This window comes from Acinetobacter sp. TGL-Y2, assembly GCF_001612555.1.
In the GTDB taxonomy this organism is placed as follows: Bacteria; Pseudomonadota; Gammaproteobacteria; order Pseudomonadales; family Moraxellaceae; genus Acinetobacter.
On record NZ_CP015110.1, the window covers coordinates 687,775 to 708,599 of the forward strand.

Annotated in this window: 16 protein-coding genes, 6 tRNA genes, 3 rRNA genes and 1 pseudogene; 18 read left to right on the forward strand and 8 right to left on the reverse strand. The window is 41.3% G+C overall.

Features of this window, described 5'->3' with window-relative positions; genetic code table 11:
- Window positions 1–125 precede the first annotated feature (125 nt).
- The 7 genes from AMD27_RS03205 to AMD27_RS03235 all read left to right on the forward strand — a co-directional run bounded on the left by AMD27_RS03205 (window position 126) and on the right by AMD27_RS03235 (window position 3,644).
- Window positions 126–482, forward strand: a complete 357-nt coding sequence (locus tag AMD27_RS03205; RefSeq protein WP_067656274.1) for a hypothetical protein — start codon at window positions 126–128, stop codon at window positions 480–482.
- A 177-nt stretch (window positions 483–659) separates the two neighbouring features.
- Window positions 660–1,880, forward strand: a complete 1,221-nt coding sequence (gene argJ / locus AMD27_RS03210) for a bifunctional glutamate N-acetyltransferase/amino-acid acetyltransferase ArgJ (protein ID WP_067656276.1) — start codon at window positions 660–662, stop codon at window positions 1,878–1,880.
- Between the two features lie 129 nt (window positions 1,881–2,009).
- Window positions 2,010–3,077, forward strand: a complete 1,068-nt coding sequence (nadA, locus tag AMD27_RS03215; protein WP_067656278.1) for a quinolinate synthase NadA — start codon at window positions 2,010–2,012, stop codon at window positions 3,075–3,077.
- Between the two features lie 156 nt (window positions 3,078–3,233).
- Window positions 3,234–3,310: transfer RNA gene (locus tag AMD27_RS03220), tRNA-Pro, on the forward strand.
- A gap of 47 nt (window positions 3,311–3,357) precedes the next feature.
- Window positions 3,358–3,434: transfer RNA gene (locus tag AMD27_RS03225), tRNA-Arg, on the forward strand.
- A 37-nt stretch (window positions 3,435–3,471) separates the two neighbouring features.
- Window positions 3,472–3,547, forward strand: a tRNA-His gene (locus AMD27_RS03230).
- 20 nt (window positions 3,548–3,567) lie between these two features.
- Window positions 3,568–3,644 (forward strand) — tRNA-Pro (locus AMD27_RS03235).
- Window positions 3,645–3,765: 121 nt separating this feature from the next.
- Here AMD27_RS03235 and AMD27_RS03240 read toward each other — a convergent pair.
- Genes AMD27_RS03240 through AMD27_RS03250 form a run of 3 tightly spaced genes read right to left on the reverse strand, consistent with a single transcriptional unit; the run spans window position 3,766 to window position 5,895 of the window.
- Window positions 3,766–4,245 carry an OmpA family protein gene (locus AMD27_RS03240; RefSeq protein WP_067662738.1) on the reverse strand — a complete coding sequence of 160 codons (480 nt, stop codon included), beginning with the start codon at window positions 4,243–4,245 and terminating at the stop codon, window positions 3,766–3,768.
- A gap of 17 nt (window positions 4,246–4,262) precedes the next feature.
- Window positions 4,263–5,480, reverse strand: coding sequence for a diguanylate cyclase domain-containing protein (locus AMD27_RS03245; RefSeq protein ID WP_067656282.1), 1,218 nt, complete (start codon window positions 5,478–5,480; stop codon window positions 4,263–4,265).
- Window positions 5,481–5,484: 4 nt separating this feature from the next.
- Window positions 5,485–5,895 carry a YfiR family protein gene (locus AMD27_RS03250; RefSeq protein WP_228140696.1) on the reverse strand — a complete coding sequence of 137 codons (411 nt, stop codon included), beginning with the start codon at window positions 5,893–5,895 and terminating at the stop codon, window positions 5,485–5,487.
- Between the two features lie 622 nt (window positions 5,896–6,517).
- Between AMD27_RS03250 and AMD27_RS03255 the strand changes: the two genes are divergently transcribed.
- The 5 genes from AMD27_RS03255 (at window position 6,518) to rrf (ending at window position 11,996) form a co-directional block, all read left to right on the forward strand.
- A 16S ribosomal RNA gene (locus AMD27_RS03255) occupies window positions 6,518–8,055 on the forward strand.
- A gap of 61 nt (window positions 8,056–8,116) precedes the next feature.
- A tRNA-Ile gene (locus AMD27_RS03260) sits at window positions 8,117–8,193 on the forward strand.
- Window positions 8,194–8,266: 73 nt separating this feature from the next.
- Window positions 8,267–8,342: transfer RNA gene (locus AMD27_RS03265), tRNA-Ala, on the forward strand.
- Window positions 8,343–8,821: 479 nt separating this feature from the next.
- Window positions 8,822–11,716, forward strand: a 23S ribosomal RNA gene (locus AMD27_RS03270).
- Between the two features lie 165 nt (window positions 11,717–11,881).
- Window positions 11,882–11,996, forward strand: a 5S ribosomal RNA gene (gene rrf, locus AMD27_RS03275).
- Together the 16S, 23S and 5S rRNA genes with 2 tRNA genes alongside form the textbook arrangement of a ribosomal RNA operon.
- Before the next feature lie 73 nt (window positions 11,997–12,069).
- Here rrf and AMD27_RS03280 read toward each other — a convergent pair.
- Window positions 12,070–13,017, reverse strand: a complete 948-nt coding sequence (locus AMD27_RS03280; protein ID WP_067656902.1) for an IS30 family transposase — start codon at window positions 13,015–13,017, stop codon at window positions 12,070–12,072.
- A gap of 230 nt (window positions 13,018–13,247) precedes the next feature.
- Here AMD27_RS03280 and AMD27_RS19355 point away from each other — a divergent pair.
- From AMD27_RS19355 to AMD27_RS03290, 3 genes and pseudogenes are all read left to right on the forward strand, one after another.
- Window positions 13,248–13,385, forward strand: a pseudogene (locus AMD27_RS19355) (hypothetical protein); the annotation flags it as partial.
- Between the two features lie 71 nt (window positions 13,386–13,456).
- Window positions 13,457–13,852 (forward strand): transposase family protein, encoded by a 396-nt coding sequence (locus AMD27_RS03285; protein WP_067655826.1) that lies wholly within the window; start codon window positions 13,457–13,459, stop codon window positions 13,850–13,852.
- Window positions 13,800–14,270: a transposase family protein gene (locus AMD27_RS03290; RefSeq protein WP_067655823.1), complete on the forward strand. Its 471-nt coding sequence runs from the start codon at window positions 13,800–13,802 to the stop codon at window positions 14,268–14,270. Before AMD27_RS03285 ends, AMD27_RS03290 begins: the two co-directional genes overlap by 53 nt.
- Window positions 14,271–14,686: 416 nt before the next feature.
- On the opposite strand, the gene AMD27_RS03295 is transcribed toward AMD27_RS03290, so the two are convergent.
- The 4 genes from AMD27_RS03295 to AMD27_RS03310 all read right to left on the reverse strand — a co-directional run bounded on the left by AMD27_RS03295 (window position 14,687) and on the right by AMD27_RS03310 (window position 17,941).
- Window positions 14,687–15,430: an amino acid ABC transporter ATP-binding protein gene (locus AMD27_RS03295; protein WP_067656286.1), complete on the reverse strand. Its 744-nt coding sequence runs from the start codon at window positions 15,428–15,430 to the stop codon at window positions 14,687–14,689.
- Between the two features lie 11 nt (window positions 15,431–15,441).
- On the reverse strand, window positions 15,442–16,119 hold the full coding sequence (locus AMD27_RS03300; RefSeq protein WP_067656289.1) for an amino acid ABC transporter permease: 678 nt from the start codon (window positions 16,117–16,119) through the stop codon (window positions 15,442–15,444).
- 2 nt (window positions 16,120–16,121) lie between these two features.
- Complete coding sequence (locus AMD27_RS03305; RefSeq protein WP_067656292.1) at window positions 16,122–16,964, reverse strand: amino acid ABC transporter permease; 843 nt, start codon at window positions 16,962–16,964, stop codon at window positions 16,122–16,124.
- Window positions 16,965–17,041: 77 nt separating this feature from the next.
- Entirely contained in the window at window positions 17,042–17,941 is a 900-nt protein-coding gene (locus tag AMD27_RS03310; RefSeq protein ID WP_067656294.1) for an amino acid ABC transporter substrate-binding protein, read from the reverse strand.
- A 512-nt stretch (window positions 17,942–18,453) separates the two neighbouring features.
- On the opposite strand from AMD27_RS03310, the gene AMD27_RS03315 reads away from it, so the two are divergent.
- From AMD27_RS03315 to ibaG, 3 genes are all read left to right on the forward strand, one after another.
- Entirely contained in the window at window positions 18,454–19,905 is a 1,452-nt protein-coding gene (locus AMD27_RS03315; RefSeq protein WP_067656296.1) for an RNA polymerase factor sigma-54, read from the forward strand.
- A 186-nt stretch (window positions 19,906–20,091) separates the two neighbouring features.
- A complete protein-coding gene (gene hpf / locus AMD27_RS03320) occupies window positions 20,092–20,430 on the forward strand; it encodes a ribosome hibernation-promoting factor, HPF/YfiA family (protein WP_067656298.1) in 339 nt (112 codons plus the stop codon).
- A 139-nt stretch (window positions 20,431–20,569) separates the two neighbouring features.
- Window positions 20,570–20,821: a BolA family iron metabolism protein IbaG gene (ibaG, locus tag AMD27_RS03325; protein WP_067656300.1), complete on the forward strand. Its 252-nt coding sequence runs from the start codon at window positions 20,570–20,572 to the stop codon at window positions 20,819–20,821.
- Window positions 20,822–20,825: the final 4 nt, after the last annotated feature.

A 20,825-nucleotide genomic window follows, 5' to 3' on the forward strand; every position in this document is an offset into this window, starting at 1 on the left:
ATGTCCAAAATTCTGTTTATGCCCAAAATTTTATGCCATGGTTTGGTGACTAGATGTGAATAAGCATTGCCAATTGAACAAGTTAATGTTATTTACTTGGCATGTTTGAAATATTTGGATGGAAAATGAAAACAATACTAAAAACTGTAGCTGTCGCACTTTTTGCTTTACCTACATTTACACTGGCGAATACAGCAACTCAAACCACGACTTTAGAAAAAGTTCAGGCGGCTCAGGGTGTGACCACTGCGCAGACTGAAGTGAAAAATGATTCAACCACAGTGATTAGTCCACGTACTGGTATTCGTTATACCTTAGGTAATACTGCGGGTCGGCCAATTATTTTAAAAACAGCAGCAGTTGCTGCCGTGACACCTGCAACAGTCAACCGTATTGTGGCAACCAATCCAGCACTGTCAGTATCGAGTCAAGAAAAAGCCAAACAAGCATTGCTTGATCCAGCTGCTTTAACTGCCAACTAAATTTAGATTTAGCACCTTCTTCTATAAAGCCAGTGACTCTACTGGCTTTATAGTTTTTAAATAAAACCCTCGCTTTTAAGATTCATCATTCCAATCATTGAGATACTTTATTTCCTCGATTTTTAACTCAATTTCTACTAAGCTTTGAATTCAATTTTATATTCTGGACAATCTAAAATGGCGGTGGGTGACGTAGCAATGCCACAGATGCATGTGGTGAAAGGTGTGAAAATTGGTTCGGCAGAAGCCTATGTACGATATCCAAATCGACGTGATTTGGTGGTATTTGAGTTTGCTGAAGGCACCAATGTTGCAGGCGTATTCACTCAAAATGCATTTTGTGCTGCTCCTGTACATGTATCTAAAGCGCATCTCATGGAGACTAATCCACGCTATTTGGTGATTAACACAGGCAATGCCAATGCAGGGACTGGTGTAATTGGCATGCAAAATGCGCAAACCACGTGTGCCGAGTTCGCCACAGTGGCACAGGTGAATAGCAACGAAGTTTTACCATTTTCAACAGGTGTCATTGGTGAACAACTTCCAATGCAGCGCTTGATTGCAGGATTAAAGCCTGCTTTTGACAGTCTGAAAAACGACGTGTGGTCAGAAGCCGCGTCTGGAATCATGACCACAGATACTCTGCCTAAAGGTGCATCTGAACAATTTATATTGGATGGCGTGACCTGCAGCATGACGGGGATCTCTAAAGGAGCAGGGATGATTCGTCCAAATATGGCGACCATGCTGGGTTTTGTAGCCACAGATGCGCCTATTTCTCGAGCATTGGTGCAACAGTTACTTAAAACCACGGTCGAGCAGTCATTTAACCGTATTACTATTGATGGTGATACATCGACCAATGATTCCTGTATTTTTGCTGCCACAGGACAAGCAGGTGGGGTTGAAATCACATCTGTTGATGATCAGCGCTATACTGTGGTTCTTGAAGTTTTAGCGCGTGTGATGAAGCGTTTGGCTCAACTGATCGTACGTGACGGTGAGGGAGCAACCAAATTCATTACCGTCGTAGTTGAAGGCGGTGCCAACACCCAAGAATGTTGTGATATTGCTTATAGCATTGCACATTCACCATTGGTAAAAACTGCATTCTTTGCATCGGACCCAAACTGGGGACGTATTTTGGCTGCCATTGGTTATGCAGGTGTTGCAAATTTAAATGTTGAAAAAATTCAAGTTTGGTTAGATGATGTGCAAATCTGTAAAGATGGTGGCGCTGCAGCTGACTATACTGAAGAAGCGGGTGCCAAGGTAATGAACCAAGCTGAGATCACCATTCGTGTTGATTTGGGGCGCGGTCAGGCTAAAGATACGGTGTATACCTGCGATTTGTCTTATGACTATGTCAAGATCAACGCAGATTATCGCTCCTAAGTTCAAGAAGCCTCCATTGTGAGGCTTTTTTGTTGCTTTAATTATTTTAACGATTGGTCAAAGCAAGATGCCCTACCAATTATGGCTTAATCGCTTGTGAATATAAGCACCAAGGATAGAGAATTCAGAATGAATGATTCAACGCATCTCATTGCCAATGAAGCCAAAACCATTGTTCAAGCTCATTTGGCGCGTTTAGGAGAAACTAAGGCATCAAGTTTAAGTGAAGAAACCAAACAGCAAAAATTTGCCGAGATTCAAGCAGAATTGAAAAAACACAACGCGGTGTTGGTGGCCCATTATTACTGCGATCCTGAAGTTCAGGAGTTGGCTGAATTGAGCGGTGGTTGTGTTTCGGATTCTTTAGAAATGGCACGCTTTGGACGTGATCATGAAGCCACGACACTGGTGGTGGCTGGTGTGAAGTTTATGGGGGAAACCTCGAAGATCTTATCGCCAAACAAAACGATCTTGATGCCGACCTTAGAAGCCACTTGCTCTTTAGACCTCGGCTGTCCAGCTGAGACGTTCTCTGCATTTTGTGATGCACATCCAGACCATACTGTAGTGGTGTATGCCAATACCTCAGCAGCAGTCAAAGCACGCGCAGATTGGGTGGTCACCTCGAGTTGTGCCGTTGATATTATTGAGCACCTAGACAGTCTCGGTGAAAAAATTATTTGGGCACCTGATCAACATTTGGGACGTTATATTCAAAAGAAAACAGGTGCTGATATGCTGCTTTGGGATGGTTCATGCATTGTGCATGAGGAATTCCGAGCACGTGGCATTGAGCAAATGAAGGCTTTATATCCCAATGCAGCTGTTTTGGTGCATCCTGAATCACCCGAAGCCGTTATTGACGTCGCAGATGCCGTCGGAAGTACCTCTCAGCTCATTAAGGCGGCACAAGATCTACCACATGACACCCTGATCGTAGCAACGGATCGCGGGATTTTCTATAAAATGCAGCAATTGGTACCGCATAAAACCCTGATTGAAGCGCCAACGGCAGGAGAGGGTGCAACATGCCGTTCATGTGCGCACTGTCCTTGGATGGCAATGAATGAATTGGATGGCATTTTGGATGTACTGCGTAAAGGTGATCAAGAAATATTCGTTGATTCCGCTCTGGCAGAGCGCGCCAAATTACCGCTCGATCGAATGTTGAACTTTAGTGCCAGTTTAAAGCGTTAAAATCGATCAAAATGTTTGATAAATATACACTTGACGTGTTTTTTTAATTTTTTTTGAAGATAGGTGTTGACGTGTAACAACGTCACGCCTAGAATGCACACCGTACCGAACAATACATCAAACGATAAGTTGAACGGTACCAAAGCTGAGATGAATCGGAGCATGGCGCAGTTTGGTAGCGCACCTGGTTTGGGACCAGGGGGTCGTAGGTTCGAATCCTACTGCTCCGACCAATTCTTCAAGGCGAAGGTTTTCCAGTGGTATCAATATCATCGGTAATGCGCCTGTAGCTCAGTTGGATAGAGCATCCGCCTTCTAAGCGGATGGTCACAGGTTCGAATCCTGTCAGGCGCACCATCGTAGCTTGATATTAGCGAACCAAAATGTTGTAATGGTGGATGTAGCTCAGTTGGTAGAGCCCCGGATTGTGATTCCGGTTGTCGCGGGTTCGAATCCCGTCATTCACCCCACTACTTTAAAAGTAGAATATCGGAGCATGGCGCAGTTTGGTAGCGCACCTGGTTTGGGACCAGGGGGTCGTAGGTTCGAATCCTACTGCTCCGACCATTTATATTAAACAGTTTAGAATAGACAATCCGCTTAAAAGCGGTTTTTTTATGTCTAAAATTCAGTGATCATAAAATTAGATCCAAAAAAAGATCTCGTTGGAGATCTTTTTATACTTTATTTAAGGTGTGATGATCACGGAAACGCGTCGATTTTCAGCACGTGCTTCATTTGAATTGTTGGTGTTGAGTGGTTGTGATGAACCGCGGCCAATCACTTGAACATTTTGAGGTGAAAATTGATTGATAATAAATACTTGTGCCACATTTTTAGCACGTTTTTCGGATAATATTAAATTATAATTTGGATTGCCCATATCATCAGCATGTCCCACAATACGAACTTTATTTAATTTGTATTTGTGTAATTGCGTTGCTAGACGAGTTAATTGTGTTAGGTTTTGGCTAGAAATTTCAGATTGATCAAATTCAAACAACAAACGCTCAGGAAGACCTAAGCTCCATCCTTCCTCAGTTAAGACAAAACCTTGTTGTTTTAACATTTTAACTTGTTTGTAATTGAGTGATCCAAAACCTAAACAGCCAGACAGTGTTAGACAAATGAATCCCACAAAAAGAAATTTGATCTTGTTATTGAGCATACGAAAACCTGTCAGTGTTAATTTTGATAAATAAACCAATGATGTTTGAGGGTTTTTGCTTTATACATGGCTTGGTCAGCATGTGAAATAAAGTCTTCTGGGCTTTGTGCCTCTTTGGCAATTGCAATCCCTAGACTAAAGCTAAAATGGATGTCTTGACCTTTATAATTTAAAGGTTCATCGCAGCATTTGATTAAGTTTTCAGCAATAGAGACCAAATGCTCTGCTTGATGGATAGATTTTAAAATAATGGCAAATTCATCGCCACTTAAACGTGCTACAAAATCATTTTGGCGGGTATTTTGTTTCAGTCGCTTGGCTGTTTCTTTTAACACTTCATCACCAACCAAGTGTCCATATTTATCATTAATGGCTTTGAAATTATTATTATCAATGAAAATCAATGCAGCTTGATTGCGGGTGTTTTCATTATCATAAGCATCACACAGCATTTGATAAAAATAGTTACGATTCGGAAGCTTAGTTAGGTCATCATGTTGAACCTGATAAGACAATTGCGAATTTTCACTTTGTAAATGCGTATGCCAAGATTGAATTTCGCCCAATAACTGATTGAATGCGCTATTGAGATGATTGAATTCTTTAATATTATTCTCTGGAAAACGTAAGTTATAGGCTTTTTGGCTACTGACCAATTGTGCGATCTGAATAATCGGTGAGATTGAGCGCATAATATGTTGATATGTCGCACTGACCGACCACCACAGCGCAAATAACATGAATAGCATCCCTAAAAGTAGGGCACATAATATTTTAATAATAAATAGGGTGATGTCCTTAGAGCTCCCATAAAGGAGCACTTCGCCAACCTCTCGATCATGATGTTTGACCGTGACTTTAATGGGTAATTTGAAAAACAGCTGATCAAACATATTTTGAAGTGTTGAATAGTGTTCTATGGTCTTTACACTTTTCGCAATTTGTTTACCTTTTGAATCATTCACTTCAATCAGTCTTACTGAATGTTGTAAGGTGTACTCGTGAATAATAGAAGACAATGTACTTTGGTCTTGAAACACCAAGGCAGGTTGCACGCGTTCTGAAACAGTTCGACTGATCAGCTCTAAATTTTGTTTGGCATAAGACTTCACCGTTAAAACAGAAATTGAGGTAAAGGTAAGTGTACAAATAAGAAAGGTAATCGCAAAAATCGTAAATTGGGATCTGCGAAATAATGACTGAAGTGAACTTAAACCGAAATATCTGCTCATCATAGGTCTACTCCGAACTTTGTGCTAGGAGTAAGACGCGAGGGTCAATATGAATTTTGGCTTTGGTGAGGCTATCTAAATTGACTTTAAATTGGGTATTTCCAGATTTTGAAATATGTAAGCAAAAAATGCTGCCAATCTCACATTCCTTATTACTTGTACTAAAAGACAGCACAGAGTGATTAATAGAGCTCGAAATCAGCTTTTGTTCAACTAAAGGTGTGGTTTGACTAAAAAACACTGCATCACATTTTTCGAAACTCAAATCTTGCGCTTGAATGGCGCTGACTTGAAAACGCGTATGTTGTTGTAAGAAAGTTTTTTTAAATAATTCTGATGCGGCAATATTGTCTACCACACAGAGCTTGGGTGTTGGGTTATCCCATTTTACATAGCTGAGGATGGATAAGGTCATCATATATATATTATGAGTCGAATTGGCATGCGAAAGACTGCATAAACCAAGCAGTACCCCCAGACATATCGATTTTTTAAAAATAAAAAATGCCATTTCGTTAATATATTCTAATTAATGTGAATTTGTTTATTCTAAACAATAATAACAAATTTAAATAGCTTAAAAAATAACTCATTATTATAAAAACGCACCGATTTTGTACACAGAACAACCACTCGTTGGATATATTTAAAAATAATTGAGAAAGGGGGTTGTATGGCGTTAGAAATGCTGTAGAATGCACATCCATCGGCGGTGATGTTGATTAAAACTTGTTGATAAACAATAGCTTAGTCCAAGTGGTTAAATTTAAGTTTATTGAACGAGTTAAAAAATAATTAGCAAAACCTGTTGACTATTCTTCGAAAGAGAGTAGTATAGCCGACCTAGCTTGCTGGTGACGAACCAACAAGAAGATCATTAAGAGATTATGAAGAACAACTTGTGTGGATTTTTACTGATTGATCGATCGAAATTATTTTCATTGATTTACTGGTAGAAATTACTCGAAGTTTATTTGAGAAATATTTGTCAGAAGATTGATGAGCCAAGATTGGTACCCTTTAAGGTACTAAGCAATATTAAACTGAAGAGTTTGATCATGGCTCAGATTGAACGCTGGCGGCAGGCTTAACACATGCAAGTCGAGCGGGGGAAGGTAGCTTGCTACCTAACTTAGCGGCGGACGGGTGAGTAATACTTAGGAATCTGCCTATTAGTGGGGGACAACAGTTGGAAACGACTGCTAATACCGCATACGCCCTACGGGGGAAAGCAGGGGATCTTCGGACCTTGCGCTAATAGATGAGCCTAAGTCGGATTAGCTAGTTGGTGGGGTAAAGGCCTACCAAGGCGACGATCTGTAGCGGGTCTGAGAGGATGATCCGCCACACTGGGACTGAGACACGGCCCAGACTCCTACGGGAGGCAGCAGTGGGGAATATTGGACAATGGGGGGAACCCTGATCCAGCCATGCCGCGTGTGTGAAGAAGGCCTTTTGGTTGTAAAGCACTTTAAGCGAGGAGGAGGCTACTTGGATTAATACTCTGAGATAGTGGACGTTACTCGCAGAATAAGCACCGGCTAACTCTGTGCCAGCAGCCGCGGTAATACAGAGGGTGCAAGCGTTAATCGGATTTACTGGGCGTAAAGCGTGCGTAGGTGGCCAATTAAGTCAAATGTGAAATCCCTGAGCTTAACTTAGGAATTGCATTCGATACTGGTTGGCTAGAGTATGGGAGAGGATGGTAGAATTCCAGGTGTAGCGGTGAAATGCGTAGAGATCTGGAGGAATACCGATGGCGAAGGCAGCCATCTGGCCTAATACTGACACTGAGGTACGAAAGCATGGGGAGCAAACAGGATTAGATACCCTGGTAGTCCATGCCGTAAACGATGTCTACTAGCCGTTGGGGTCTTTGAGACTTTAGTGGCGCAGCTAACGCGATAAGTAGACCGCCTGGGGAGTACGGTCGCAAGACTAAAACTCAAATGAATTGACGGGGGCCCGCACAAGCGGTGGAGCATGTGGTTTAATTCGATGCAACGCGAAGAACCTTACCTGGTCTTGACATACAGAGAACTTTCCAGAGATGGATTGGTGCCTTCGGGAACTCTGATACAGGTGCTGCATGGCTGTCGTCAGCTCGTGTCGTGAGATGTTGGGTTAAGTCCCGCAACGAGCGCAACCCTTTTCCTTATTTGCCAGCGGGTTAAGCCGGGAACTTTAAGGATACTGCCAGTGACAAACTGGAGGAAGGCGGGGACGACGTCAAGTCATCATGGCCCTTACGACCAGGGCTACACACGTGCTACAATGGTCGGTACAAAGGGTTGCTACCTAGCGATAGGATGCTAATCTCAAAAAGCCGATCGTAGTCCGGATTGGAGTCTGCAACTCGACTCCATGAAGTCGGAATCGCTAGTAATCGCGGATCAGAATGCCGCGGTGAATACGTTCCCGGGCCTTGTACACACCGCCCGTCACACCATGGGAGTTTGTTGCACCAGAAGTAGGTAGTCTAACCTTAGGGGGGACGCTTACCACGGTGTGGCCGATGACTGGGGTGAAGTCGTAACAAGGTAGCCGTAGGGGAACCTGCGGCTGGATCACCTCCTTAACGAAAGATTGACGATCGGTAAGAATCCACAACAAGTTGTTCTTCATGAAGATGTATCTGAGGGTCTGTAGCTCAGTTGGTTAGAGCACACGCTTGATAAGCGTGGGGTCACAAGTTCAAATCTTGTCAGACCCACCAATCTAACGAACGAAGATGAAGCAATTCATCGGAGTGAAGGATAAGAAGATATATCGAATCTATATGATAAGCTGGGGACTTAGCTTAGTTGGTAGAGCGCCTGCTTTGCACGCAGGAGGTCAACGGTTCGACTCCGTTAGTCTCCACCAAATTTCAAGACAAGAAAAGCATGCTTTTCCTTGAAATTTAAAGCAAGAAGCTATGCTTCGCGCAGGCTTTAATCAAACGAAGCGATGTTCGAATGCAAAACAAGCAAACAGCTAGATAGCTTATAGAGATTAACAAGTACAAGCATTAAGATATGCGGACTTGGTAATCTCTGTGATTTATCACAGTTTCTAGACCTGACGAAGGCTAGAGCAATCATTAACAGAATATATTTGAGTTGAAATAAATTGTTTAAGGCTCAGAACTAAATTGACATTGAATTGTTACACGCAAGTGAAACGATTGAATGAAAGTGAAGTGATGAGAAACTAGCGATTAACTGAATCAAGCGTTTTGGTATATGAATTAGATTGAAGCTATATAGTGTTTAAATACACGAAACAACGAACTGTATGAAGTAACGTAAGTGACTTCTGTCCTAGTACTGCTTGTAAAGTACTACGACTGTTTGGGGTTGTATAGTCAAGTAATTAAGTGCATGTGGTGGATGCCTTGGCAGTCAGAGGCGATGAAAGACGTAATAGCCTGCGATAAGCTCCGGGGAGGCGGCAAATATCCTGTGATCCGGAGATTTCTGAATGGGGAAACCCACTTACCATAAGGTAGGTATTGCAACATGAATACATAGTGTTGCAAGGCGAACGAGGGGAAGTGAAACATCTCAGTACCCTTAGGAAAAGAAATCAATTGAGATTCCCTTAGTAGCGGCGAGCGAACGGGGAAAAGCCCATTAAGTCATATAAGTTCTAGTGGAATGCTCTGGGAAGTGCAACCGTAGTGGGTGATAGTCCTGTACACGAAAGGGCTTATATGATGATGTCGAGTAGGGCGGGGCACGTGAAACCTTGTCTGAATATGGGGGGACCATCCTCCAAGGCTAAATACTCCTGACTGACCGATAGTGAACCAGTACCGTGAGGGAAAGGCGAAAAGAACCCCTGTGAGGGGAGTGAAATAGATCCTGAAACCGCATGCATACAAGCAGTGGGAGCCGGCATTGAGTCCGGTGACTGCGTACCTTTTGTATAATGGGTCAGCGACTTACATTCAGTAGCAAGGTTAACCGAATAGGGGAGCCGTAGAGAAATCGAGTCTTAATAGGGCGTTTAGTTGCTGGGTGTAGACCCGAAACCAGGCGATCTATCCATGAGCAGGTTGAAGGTTGGGTAACACTAACTGGAGGACCGAACCCACTGTCGTTGAAAAGCCAGGGGATGACTTGTGGATAGGGGTGAAAGGCTAATCAAGCCTGGTGATAGCTGGTTCTCCCCGAAAGCTATTTAGGTAGCGCCTCGGACGAATACCATTGGGGGTAGAGCACTGTTTCGGCTAGGGGGTCATCCCGACTTACCAAACCGATGCAAACTCCGAATACCAATGAGTACTATCCGGGAGACAGACTGCGGGTGCTAACGTCCGTAGTCAAGAGGAAAACAATCCAGACCGCCAGCTAAGGCCCCAAAATTATAGTTAAGTGGGAAACGATGTGGGAAGGCATAGACAGCTAGGAGGTTGGCTTAGAAGCAGCCATCCTTTAAAGAAAGCGTAATAGCTCACTAGTCGAGTCGGCCTGCGCGGAAGATGTAACGGGGCTAAAACTATATGCCGAAGCTGCGGATTTGCAATTTATTGCAAGTGGTAGGGGAGCGTTCTGTAAGCCGATGAAGGTGGATTGAGAAGTCTGCTGGAGGTATCAGAAGTGCGAATGCTGACGTGAGTAACGACAAAACGAGTGAAAAACTCGTTCGCTGAAAGACCAAGGGTTCCAGTCCAACGTTAATCGGGGCTGGGTGAGTCGACCCCTAAGGCGAGGCCGAGAGGCGTAGTCGATGGGAAATTGGTTAATATTCCAATACTTCTGTGTAATGCGATGAGAGGACGGAGAAGGTTAAGTCAGCCTGGCGTTGGTTGTCCAGGTGAAAGGTAGTAGGCATGCATCTTAGGCAAATCCGGGGTGCTCTATGCTGAGAACTGATAGCAAGCTAATTTATTAGCGAAGTGGCTGATACCATACTTCCAGGAAAAGTCTCTAAGCTTCAGTTACACAGGAATCGTACCCTAAACCGACACAGGTGGTCAGGTCGAGTAGACCAAAGCGCTTGAGAGAACTCTGCTGAAGGAACTAGGCAAAATGGTACCGTAACTTCGGGAGAAGGTACGCTGTCGACGGTGATGGAATTTACTTCCTGAGCTATTGATAGCCACAGAAACCAGGCCCCTGCAACTGTTTATTAAAAACATAGCACTCTGCAAACACGAAAGTGGACGTATAGGGTGTGATGCCTGCCCGGTGCTGGAAGGTTAATTGATGGGGTTAGCGTAAGCGAAGCTCTTGATCGAAGCCCCAGTAAACGGCGGCCGTAACTATAACGGTCCTAAGGTAGCGAAATTCCTTGTCGGGTAAGTTCCGACCTGCACGAATGGCATAATGATGGGGGCGCTGTCTCCAGCAGAGACTCAGTGAAATCGAATTCGCCGTGAAGATGCGGTGTACCCGCGGCTAGACGGAAAGACCCCGTGAACCTTTACTGCAGCTTGACATTGAACTTTGATCTTACTTGTGTAGGATAGGTGGGAGGCTTTGAAACTTGGACGCTAGTTCAAGTGGAGCCAATCTTGAAATACCACCCTGGTAATATTGAGGTTCTAACTCTGCTCCATAATCTGGAGCGAGGACCATGTCTGGTGGGTAGTTTGACTGGGGCGGTCTCCTCCTAAAGAGTAACGGAGGAGTACGAAGGTGCGCTCAGCGTGGTCGGAAATCACGCGTAGAGTATAAAGGCAAAAGCGCGCTTAACTGCGAGACCCACAAGTCGAGCAGGTACGAAAGTAGGTCTTAGTGATCCGGTGGTTCTGTATGGAAGGGCCATCGCTCAACGGATAAAAGGTACTCTGGGGATAACAGGCTGATACCGCCCAAGAGTTCATATCGACGGCGGTGTTTGGCACCTCGATGTCGGCTCATCTCATCCTGGGGCTGAAGCAGGTCCCAAGGGTATGGCTGTTCGCCATTTAAAGAGGTACGCGAGCTGGGTTTAGAACGTCGTGAGACAGTTCGGTCCCTATCTACCGTGGGCGTTGGAAATTTGAGAGGATCTGCTCCTAGTACGAGAGGACCAGAGTGGACGAACCTCTGGTGTACCGGTTGTGACGCCAGTCGCATCGCCGGGTAGCTATGTTCGGAAGGGATAACCGCTGAAAGCATCTAAGCGGGAAGCCTACCTCAAGATTAGATTTCCCTAGGACTATATGTCCTCTAAAGAGCCGTTGAAGACTACAACGTTGATAGGTTGGATGTGGAAGCATAGTGATATGTGAAGCTGACCAATACTAATTACTCGTGAGGCTTGACTATACAACACCCAAACAGTTGGTGTTGTTGATCTAATTGATACAAAAACCTTGATTTAGTAATCGCAAGTACCTAAACTGCAACTCAAATATTATTCTGTTAATAACTCTTTTGGTAGAACGCCTTGGCATCTAAATAAGACCAATGCAAGTATCCATAAACAGTTGTGCTGGCGACAATAGCAAGAGTGAACCACCTGATCCCTTCCCGAACTCAGAAGTGAAACCTCTTCGCGCTGATGGTAGTGTGGGGTTACCCATGTGAGAGTAAGTCATCGCCAGCTCATTAATTCCTAAAACACCCCCTTCATCTTAATGATGAAGGGGGTGTTTTTTTACGCATAGAATATATAATACTTAGATTAGCACTTGAAGTGCAACACCATGTTCTTGGAGTAATACCTGACTCGGACTTTTAAATCCGAGTCTTTTTCTTGGGCGATGATTCAAACGCTTAGTAATCTCTGAAATATATTCATCCGTGTAGTTATTTAGATCACTTCCTTTTCTGATGTATTGCCTGATCAGACCATTCGTATTCTCATTTGTGCCTCTCTGCCATGCACTGTAAGGATCTGCAAAGTAGAATTCTATTTCCAGTTCATTCGCGATTTGTTCATGTAGGCTAAATTCCTTGCCATTATCAGCAGTAATCGTCTTTAACTTCTCTTTGATTGGAGCCAGCAAGTCAACAGTGGCTTCACAAACCGCCTGACTCTTGCGAGTGCTACATTTCTTTAACCAAAGATAGCCTGTTTTCCTATCTACAATTGAAACTAAAGACTGCTGCTGATTTTTGCCCACAATCGTATCTATTTCTAAATCACCAAAACGTGATCGCTTCTCAATGATGTGTGGCCTATCGTGAATGCTTTTACGGTTACTGAGCATCCCACGAGTTTCTGGTTGTCCATACTTTCTTTTTCGTTGATTTCTAAAACGTAAATGAAGATAAAGACTGCCTCCTTTGAGTTTATCTTGCTGAATATATCGATAGATTGAATGCATACTGATAGCTACGTGAGAAGCGATTTGTTCGGGACTCCATTGCAAAGCAAGATAGCTTTCGATCTGTTGCAATAGGGAGGAACTTACAGTTCTATGATTCGAGATATGGCGTCTTTTAGCCAGTTTATGAGCATGTTTAGCAAAGTAGCCATTTCTATTACGATTACGTTTGATCTCTCTACAAATTGTAGAGGGAGCACGAGCCAATCTGAGGGCAATATGACGCGTAGAAAAACCTTCGCGTAGTAATGTATAAATCTGATATCTTTCTTCTTGGGTAAGATGAGTATAGTTCATGATGCAACTTTGACTTTGGTCGGTCTGGAAGCAGAATGCTATCTCATTTTACTTCCTACCTAAAATTAATCTCTGTTGCACTTCGTTTGAGAATCTAAGATATAAAAAAACACTGTTAAAAGATTAGATAGAATGTTTAAGAAAAAATTTGATTTAATTCAAAAAAAATGTAATTAAATTTGAAAGAAATTAGGGAAACTTTTTCTCATAATTGAAACAGAGGGGCAACAGCTGAAGCAATTGTAAGAGATTTTCTAAAATCCTATTTACTATCCTTTAATAGAGTGGGAGAGGGCCAGTCTATTGGAATAAATGGAATACAATCAACACAACTAGATATAATTATAACTAATAGATCTCTTTCATAAATCAAAAAATAATCAATCTTTTGCCGATTATTTGTACCAAAGCCTCTTCAATAATCATGCATAATCTTTGAATGAAATACATCGATTCAAAAAAGCTTTCTGAAACACAGTTCAAGCGATATACAGGCATCTCATGGTCAACCTTTTATTTAATGGTTGAGCAACTTAATATGCATGTTCCTGCCAAAGGCAGACCACCTAAATTGAGCATAGAAGATCAAATCCTTCTATGCTTAAGTTATTGGCGTGAATACCGAACATTGTTCCATGTCGCAACAAGTTATGGTGTTTCAGAGCCTACAGCTTCAAGAATCGTCCGCCACGTAGAGGACTGCCTCATCAAGTCGAATTTATTTAATTTACCAAAGGATTTGCCAGAAGGCGAAGGCATTGATTGGAATGTGGTGATCGTAGATGCCACAGAAATTACAATACAAAGGCCTAAAAAAACAGAAGAAAAGCTATAGTGGGAAGAAGAAGGCACATACTTTCAAAGTTCAAGCCATCATTCATTATAAGACTCAGAAAATTCTAAGTTTATGCACGAGTCGTGGTGCTGTACATGATTTTGAACTCTTCAAACGTAACTTGAATCAGATTCCTATAGGTGCCTTCATTCTTGCAGATAAAGGCTATCAAGGGATTTATGCAGTATATGCGAATAGCCTATTGCCATTAAAAGCAAAAAAGCGCTGCAAACTGGATCCTGAGCTAAAAATGTATAATCAAGAAATCAATAAAAGGAGAATTGGCATTGAGCATATATTTGGTAGTTTGAAAACTTTCAAAATTCTTGCTGAGCGATATCGTAACCGTGGAAAAAGACTGGGCTTAAGATTCAATTTAATTGCTGGAATTTACAACATGGAGCTGAATAAAAAATGACTTATGAAAGAAGTCTAATGAATATCATCCATATTTAAATGATTTAGTGGAGGAGTAATAGAGTTTCTTTAGCTGGATTACATATAACAAATCCCACTGGTGAAAATACCTTATTTGAATTAATGTCATGGCTTAGTATAGTAATGCCAAAATTATCTTACCCTATTCCAGCAATACAGTTGTATTTAGAAAATTAAAATAATTGTTAGTTCTAAGTCAATTTAGTGAAAAGGAGATTTTATTTAAACGTATGAGTGCGATGAGTGATCAGAATTTAATTTAAAACTATGCTAATTAGAAAATATAGGATCTTAAAACTGATGCTTTCGCTGAATTTATAAATTTAAGTATTTCATCAAATAAGACTTTTATTATTCTAATAGATAATAACCCCAACTTGAGTTGGGGTATTTAAATTAATGCACCGCAGAAATCTTATCTAAAAACAGCTTCGTGCGTTCATGACGTTCTTCAGGTTTGTTAAAGAAATCATTGGTCGGACAATCTTCCAAAATTTTCCCTTGATCCATAAAGATCACACGGCTCGATACTTTACGTGCAAAGCCCATTTCATGGGTTACGCACATCATGGTCATCCCTTCTTTGGCAAGTTGAGTCATGACCTCTAAAACTTCACCGACCATTTCTGGGTCAAGTGCGGAAGTGGGTTCATCAAATAACATACAGACGGGATCCATGCATAAGCCACGGGCAATTGCGACACGCTGCTGCTGGCCACCGGATAGCTGACCTGGAAATTTATCTTTATGCGCAGTTAAACCGACACGATCTAAATACTGGAGCGCTTTCTTTTTTGCCTCATCTTTAGAACGATTCAGTACTTTCAGTTGACCAATGGTTAGGTTCTCAAGCACAGTCATATGTGGAAACAGTTCAAAATGCTGAAACACCATACCCACGCGAGAGCGAAATTTGGCCAAATCTGTTTTAGAGTCCTTTAAGGGGATGCCATTTACCACGATATTGCCTTGTTGAAACGGCTCTAAAGCATTTACCGTTTTAATGAGGGTTGATTTTCCTGAACCTGAAGGCCCACAGACGACAACCACTTCACCTTTTTCGATATTGGTTGAGCAATCAGTAAGTACCTGAAAATCCCCATACCATTTAGAGACATTATTGATTTCTATCATTGGCATTTAGATTCTCCTTATCGAATGATGGCTATTTTTTGATGTAAACGCTTCACTAAACGTGATAGCGCAAATGAAATACAGAAATAAACGACTGCCACGACGAGATAGAAAACAGCTTTGGTTTCAGAACCATAGGTATTAGCAAGTGTGTTGGCATTGCCCAAGAAGTCTGGTGCACTAATCACATAGACTAAAGATACGTCTTGGAAAAGTACGATCGATTGAGTCAAAATGATGGGCAACATATTGCGAAAGGCTTGCGGTAGCACCACGAAAGACATGGTTTGTCTGTAAGTAAATCCGAGCGCATAACCCGCATTGACTTGACCTTTAGAGACCGATTGAATGCCTGAGCGCACGATTTCTGAGAAAAAAGCCGCTTCGAAAATGGCAAATGTGACCACACTTGAGAAGAGTGGTCCGTAATACGTGTCATATTGGAAGTCGAAAAACTTCGGTAATAAAAAGTAGAAAATGAAGATGACTTGAATTAGCGGTACACCACGGAAAAAGTCCACATAAAATCTGGCAAACCCACTGGCAATTTTACTGTTGGATAATCGCATCATGGCCAGTGGAGTACCAATGAGAATTCCACCGATAATAGAGAGTACCGTGACCGTAATCGTAAATTTGAAGCCTGCAAGAAGGGTGGCAAGGACATCTTCATTTTGTAAAATACTAAAATCCATGCTTATTTACCTCCTGAGCCAAGACCTGGTACGGCCATACGCTTTTCGACCCATGCCATTAAATACTTAATGCAATAGGTGATGACCAAATATACAGGTGTAGAAAGAATCAGAATAACAATGTCTTGTGAGGTTTCTTCACGCATTGTTTTGGTATAAGCAAAGAAATTTAGCACACTGAGTGCAAATAAAACCGCAGAGTTCTTAAACACGTTCATGGCTTCTGAAGTCAGTGTTGGCCAAACGATACGATAAGCCACCGGTAAAATCACATAACGGTAACTTTGGTTTTGGGTTAAACCAATCGCAAAAGCGGCATTTTTTTGACCTTGAGATACGGTATTAATACCTGCGCGAATTTGTTCAGCAATACGTGCTGCGGTATATAGACCTAATGCAAATACCCCAATAATGGCAGGATTGTCATTGAGAATATTTTGCCACCATCCTCCGTTGACCATTTCCCCACTGCCGGTGCTTAAGCTAACTGGTAGTAGTTCTGGAAATACAAATGCCCAAAAGAACAATTGTACAATGAGTGGAATATTTCGAAAAAGCTCGACATAACAGGTGCCAATGAAAGCTAAGAATTTGTTGGGAAGTGTACGCATAATGCCAATGAGAGAACCTAAGGTAAACGCAATGATAAAAGCGAGTACAGCAGTCCACACCATAGTCCAGACACCTGAACCTAAGAGTTGTAACCACGTCGGTGCATCTGCGACAGGAGAATAACTTTCACCACCAATCACTTTACAAATAGATTCCGCCCAAGTGGCTTTATCTAAACTGTATTCGTTGGAGGCTAAGCAAAATGAAGTCCAATTAAGTGAGCCAACTGACATGTGTGCTCCTGGTTAATATTTGAATTAAAAAAATGAGGTTAAAGTGAATACTTTAACCTCATGCTTGAAGGCTTTATTTATTTGATGCCAGCATCATTTGGACTTGCTTTAAGTTTGTTGTAAGACGTACTCATTGGCATATTGAGGTTTAAGTTACGTGGTGGAATTGGTGACAAGAACCATTTTTTATAGAGTGCTGCCATTTGTCCGTTTTTCCACATGCCTGTTACTACACGGTCTGCAACTTTTTTATAGGCTGCATCGCCTTTAGGAATCATGATGCCATAAGGTTCTGAAGACAGCACTGGACCAACAATTCTAAAGTCTTTTGGGTTTGAAGATTTGGCAATGAGTCCTGCAAGAATGTTGTCATCCATAACGAATGCAGCTGCACGACCTGAAGCCACCATCGCAAATGAATCTGAGTGGTCTTTACCGTAAACATTGTTGACGTTAATTTTTTCGCCTTTCTCACCCATTTTGATGTATTTGTCCGAAGTAGTACCTTGTGTAGTTACTACCGCTTTACCATTTAAGTCAGCAATATTTTTTACAGGTGAGTTAGCTTTAACCGCCATACGCACTTCTGTTGCATAGTAGTTGGTTGAGAAGCTGACTTGTTGTTGGCGTTGAATGGAGTTGGTGGTCGTACCGCATTCCATGTCAATATTGCCTGCAAGCATTTCGGGAATACGAGTGGATGAAGTAACTGCTTTATATTCAACTTTTAAGTTCGGAAGTTTTAAATCTTTCTTTAGTGTATTTGAAAAATTATTACAAATATCAATCGCATAACCCATTGGCTTACCGCCTACGATATAGGAGATCGGGTCAGATGACTCACGATATCCAATCACCACTTTGCCAGACGTTTTGATTTTAGCGAGGGTATCTGCAGCTTGAGCTTGAGAAAAAGCACTCCCAGCAAGAACAATGCCCAAGGCTGATACGAGTACTTTTGTTGATAACGTCTTCATCGTGAAATCTCCATTTCTAATTTTGATGGTGTAGCGTATTGATGAACTTCATCTACTTATTGGTTATTCAAGATTCATACCACATTTCCGTGTGGATGATTAATAATTGCCCTATCAATATTTTTATACGCTTAACCTGAATAAGTAAAGAATAAAAAAGATATCTTGTGAGTTGGTTGCTTTAGCTTAGACTCACATTAGTTGCTTTATATTGCATTGAAAACACATGATTTGCATAGAGGATTTGCTATTTATTTGGTGGATATACTTTTAAGGTATATTTTTATAATTGATAATCATCGCTTTAAAAATATTATTTTAAGACTCTGATTAAATAGTATAAGTAAACCATACTAAATATTTATTAAAATAATGTACTTGATTTTATATATTTTATTTTTTTTAAATAGATGTCGATCTTAAAGTGAGCTTTCCAATTTCAGAAAATTTGTGTTATAAAATTATTAGGCATGATTTTTGCTTTACGTATTAGAACAGAGAGGGATATGGTTATGAGATTATCACTAGGACTCAAAGTTTCAAATTCTTTGTCCTTGACCCCTCAATTACAACAAGCAATCCGATTATTACAGTTGTCAAGTTTGGAGCTAGAACAAGAAGTTCAATTGCAATTAGATAGTAATCCTTTGCTTGAAAAAGTTGAGGAAGAGAACCTCACGCAAAGTTTAGAAGAATTACATCAGGAACAAGCAGTGACGGATTTAAGCCATGAACTCAATGCAGATCATTTACCCAAAGATTTACCTGTCGATACGGAATGGGATGATGTCTATACCCATCAATCATCTGCTATGGAAATGCCTGAGTTTGAAGATCGTGAAGATAATCATCATGTACAAGCAAGTTTAAAAGATCACGTGTTGGAACAAGTCAATTTACTACATTTTTCTCAAATAGATCGTTTGATTGCTTATTGCATCGTAGATGGGTTGGATGATAAAGGTTTTTTGGAGGAATCTGTTGAAGAGATATTAGATGCTGTGCAACGCCTTTTAGGACAAATGAATATAGAAGAAGAGGTTGAGGTTGATGAAGTGAGGGTGGTACTCAAGCATATTCAGCGTTTAGAGCCAGTGGGGGTGGGTGCACGCAGTTTGGTGGAATGTCTTTATATACAATTAGATGTACTCCCAGCTCAAACTGAACTCCGAAAAGAAGCGCTACTGTTGTTAAAGCATTATGAGCTTTTGATTGCCAATGATTTAAATAAACTGATTAAGCAAACAGGACTGAAGCTTGAGCAGCTTAAAGGCGGTATTGCCTTATTAAAATCGTTACAACCGTATCCGGGTTTAACATTTGAAAATAAAGATTCTGAGTATCAAGTGCCTGATGTAGTGGTGTCTAAAAAGAATGAAACCTGGCTAGTCCAACTAAATCCAGACGTTTTACCGAAGCTTCGGATTAATTCCTTTTATGCCAATATGATTAAACGTGCCGACCAAAGCGCAGACAATCAATATCTTAGAAATCAAATGTTAGATGCGAAAAATTTTATTAAAAGTGTAGATGAGCGTCATAAAACCTTATTAAAGGTGGCGTCGTGTATTGTGCGTCATCAGCTGAATTTTTTGGAGTTGGGTGCAGAAGGGATGAAACCTTTGGTGCTGCGTGATGTCGCAGAAGAAGTCGAGCTGCATGAATCGACTGTATCGCGTGTGACCACCAATAAATTTTTACTGACACCGCGTGGTTTATTTGAGCTGAAATATTTCTTTTCAAGTCATGTGGGTACATCTACAGGTGGTGAGGCGTCGTCTACGGCCATTCGTGCCAAAATCAAAAAACTGATTTCAGATGAAAATCCCCATAAGCCATTGTCAGATAATTCTTTGGCGAAAATGCTCAATGACGATGGTATAGAGGTGGCAAGAAGAACGGTCGCAAAATATCGCGAATCGTTACATATTCCTGCATCCTCTGATCGAAAGGTCTTGATCTAAAAATTGAAATGTGACTATTCTAGAGCTTCATTATGACGAAATAATGAATCTCTTTTTTATTTATACAAGGCTTATCGAAATGATTATATAAATGATTTTTCAGAATTTTTCCTATAGTGAATATTCTGCTCTTTAATCTTTCGATTATGACTTGCTCACATGTTGAAGAAGGCGAGGGATAGGATTATGCAAATAACAATTCGTGGACATCATCTCAGTATTACTCCTGCTATTGAAGCGAATATTCGTTGTAAATTTACCGAAATGACCAAGCACCTCGATCAGGTGAATAGCATGCAGGTAAAACTCAGTAAAGACCATCAAGTCGATAAACGTTCAAAAAAAGGCAGTGCCAACCATATTGCTGAAGCCATTGTACGTTTGCCTGGAGTAGAGTTTTTCGCACAAGCGACGGGAGATGATATGTATGCCTTGATCAAAAAACTCACAGAGAAAATAAAAAAGCAGTTATTGCGTTATCGTAAAATGCAGATGAACTTTCAACCGATGCTGTTAGAGGCATAATTGAATTGAAATTGAGAAAAAGAGGTTGAATAACCTCTTTTTTTATAGATAAATTGTATGAGCTGCTGAATAAACCTGATCAATTATAGTAAAATACTCGGTTTTTACACTATCGATCGTCCCATGAGAGGTCTTTGCAATGAATAGTGAACAGCTCACTGATATTTTGAAAGCTGCTTTCCCTGCTGCTGAAATTGCCGTAAGTGGACAAGGCGGAAAGTTTGACCTCCGTATTGTAGATGATCAATTTGAGGCTAAACGTACCGTTGCTCGTCAACAGTCGGTTTATGCTCCGCTCAATGACTATATTAAAAGTGGCGAAGTTCACGCTGTGACTATCCGCGCAATGACAAAAGAAGAATGGCGCAAAGCTAGTCTTTTCGGAGCTTAACAAT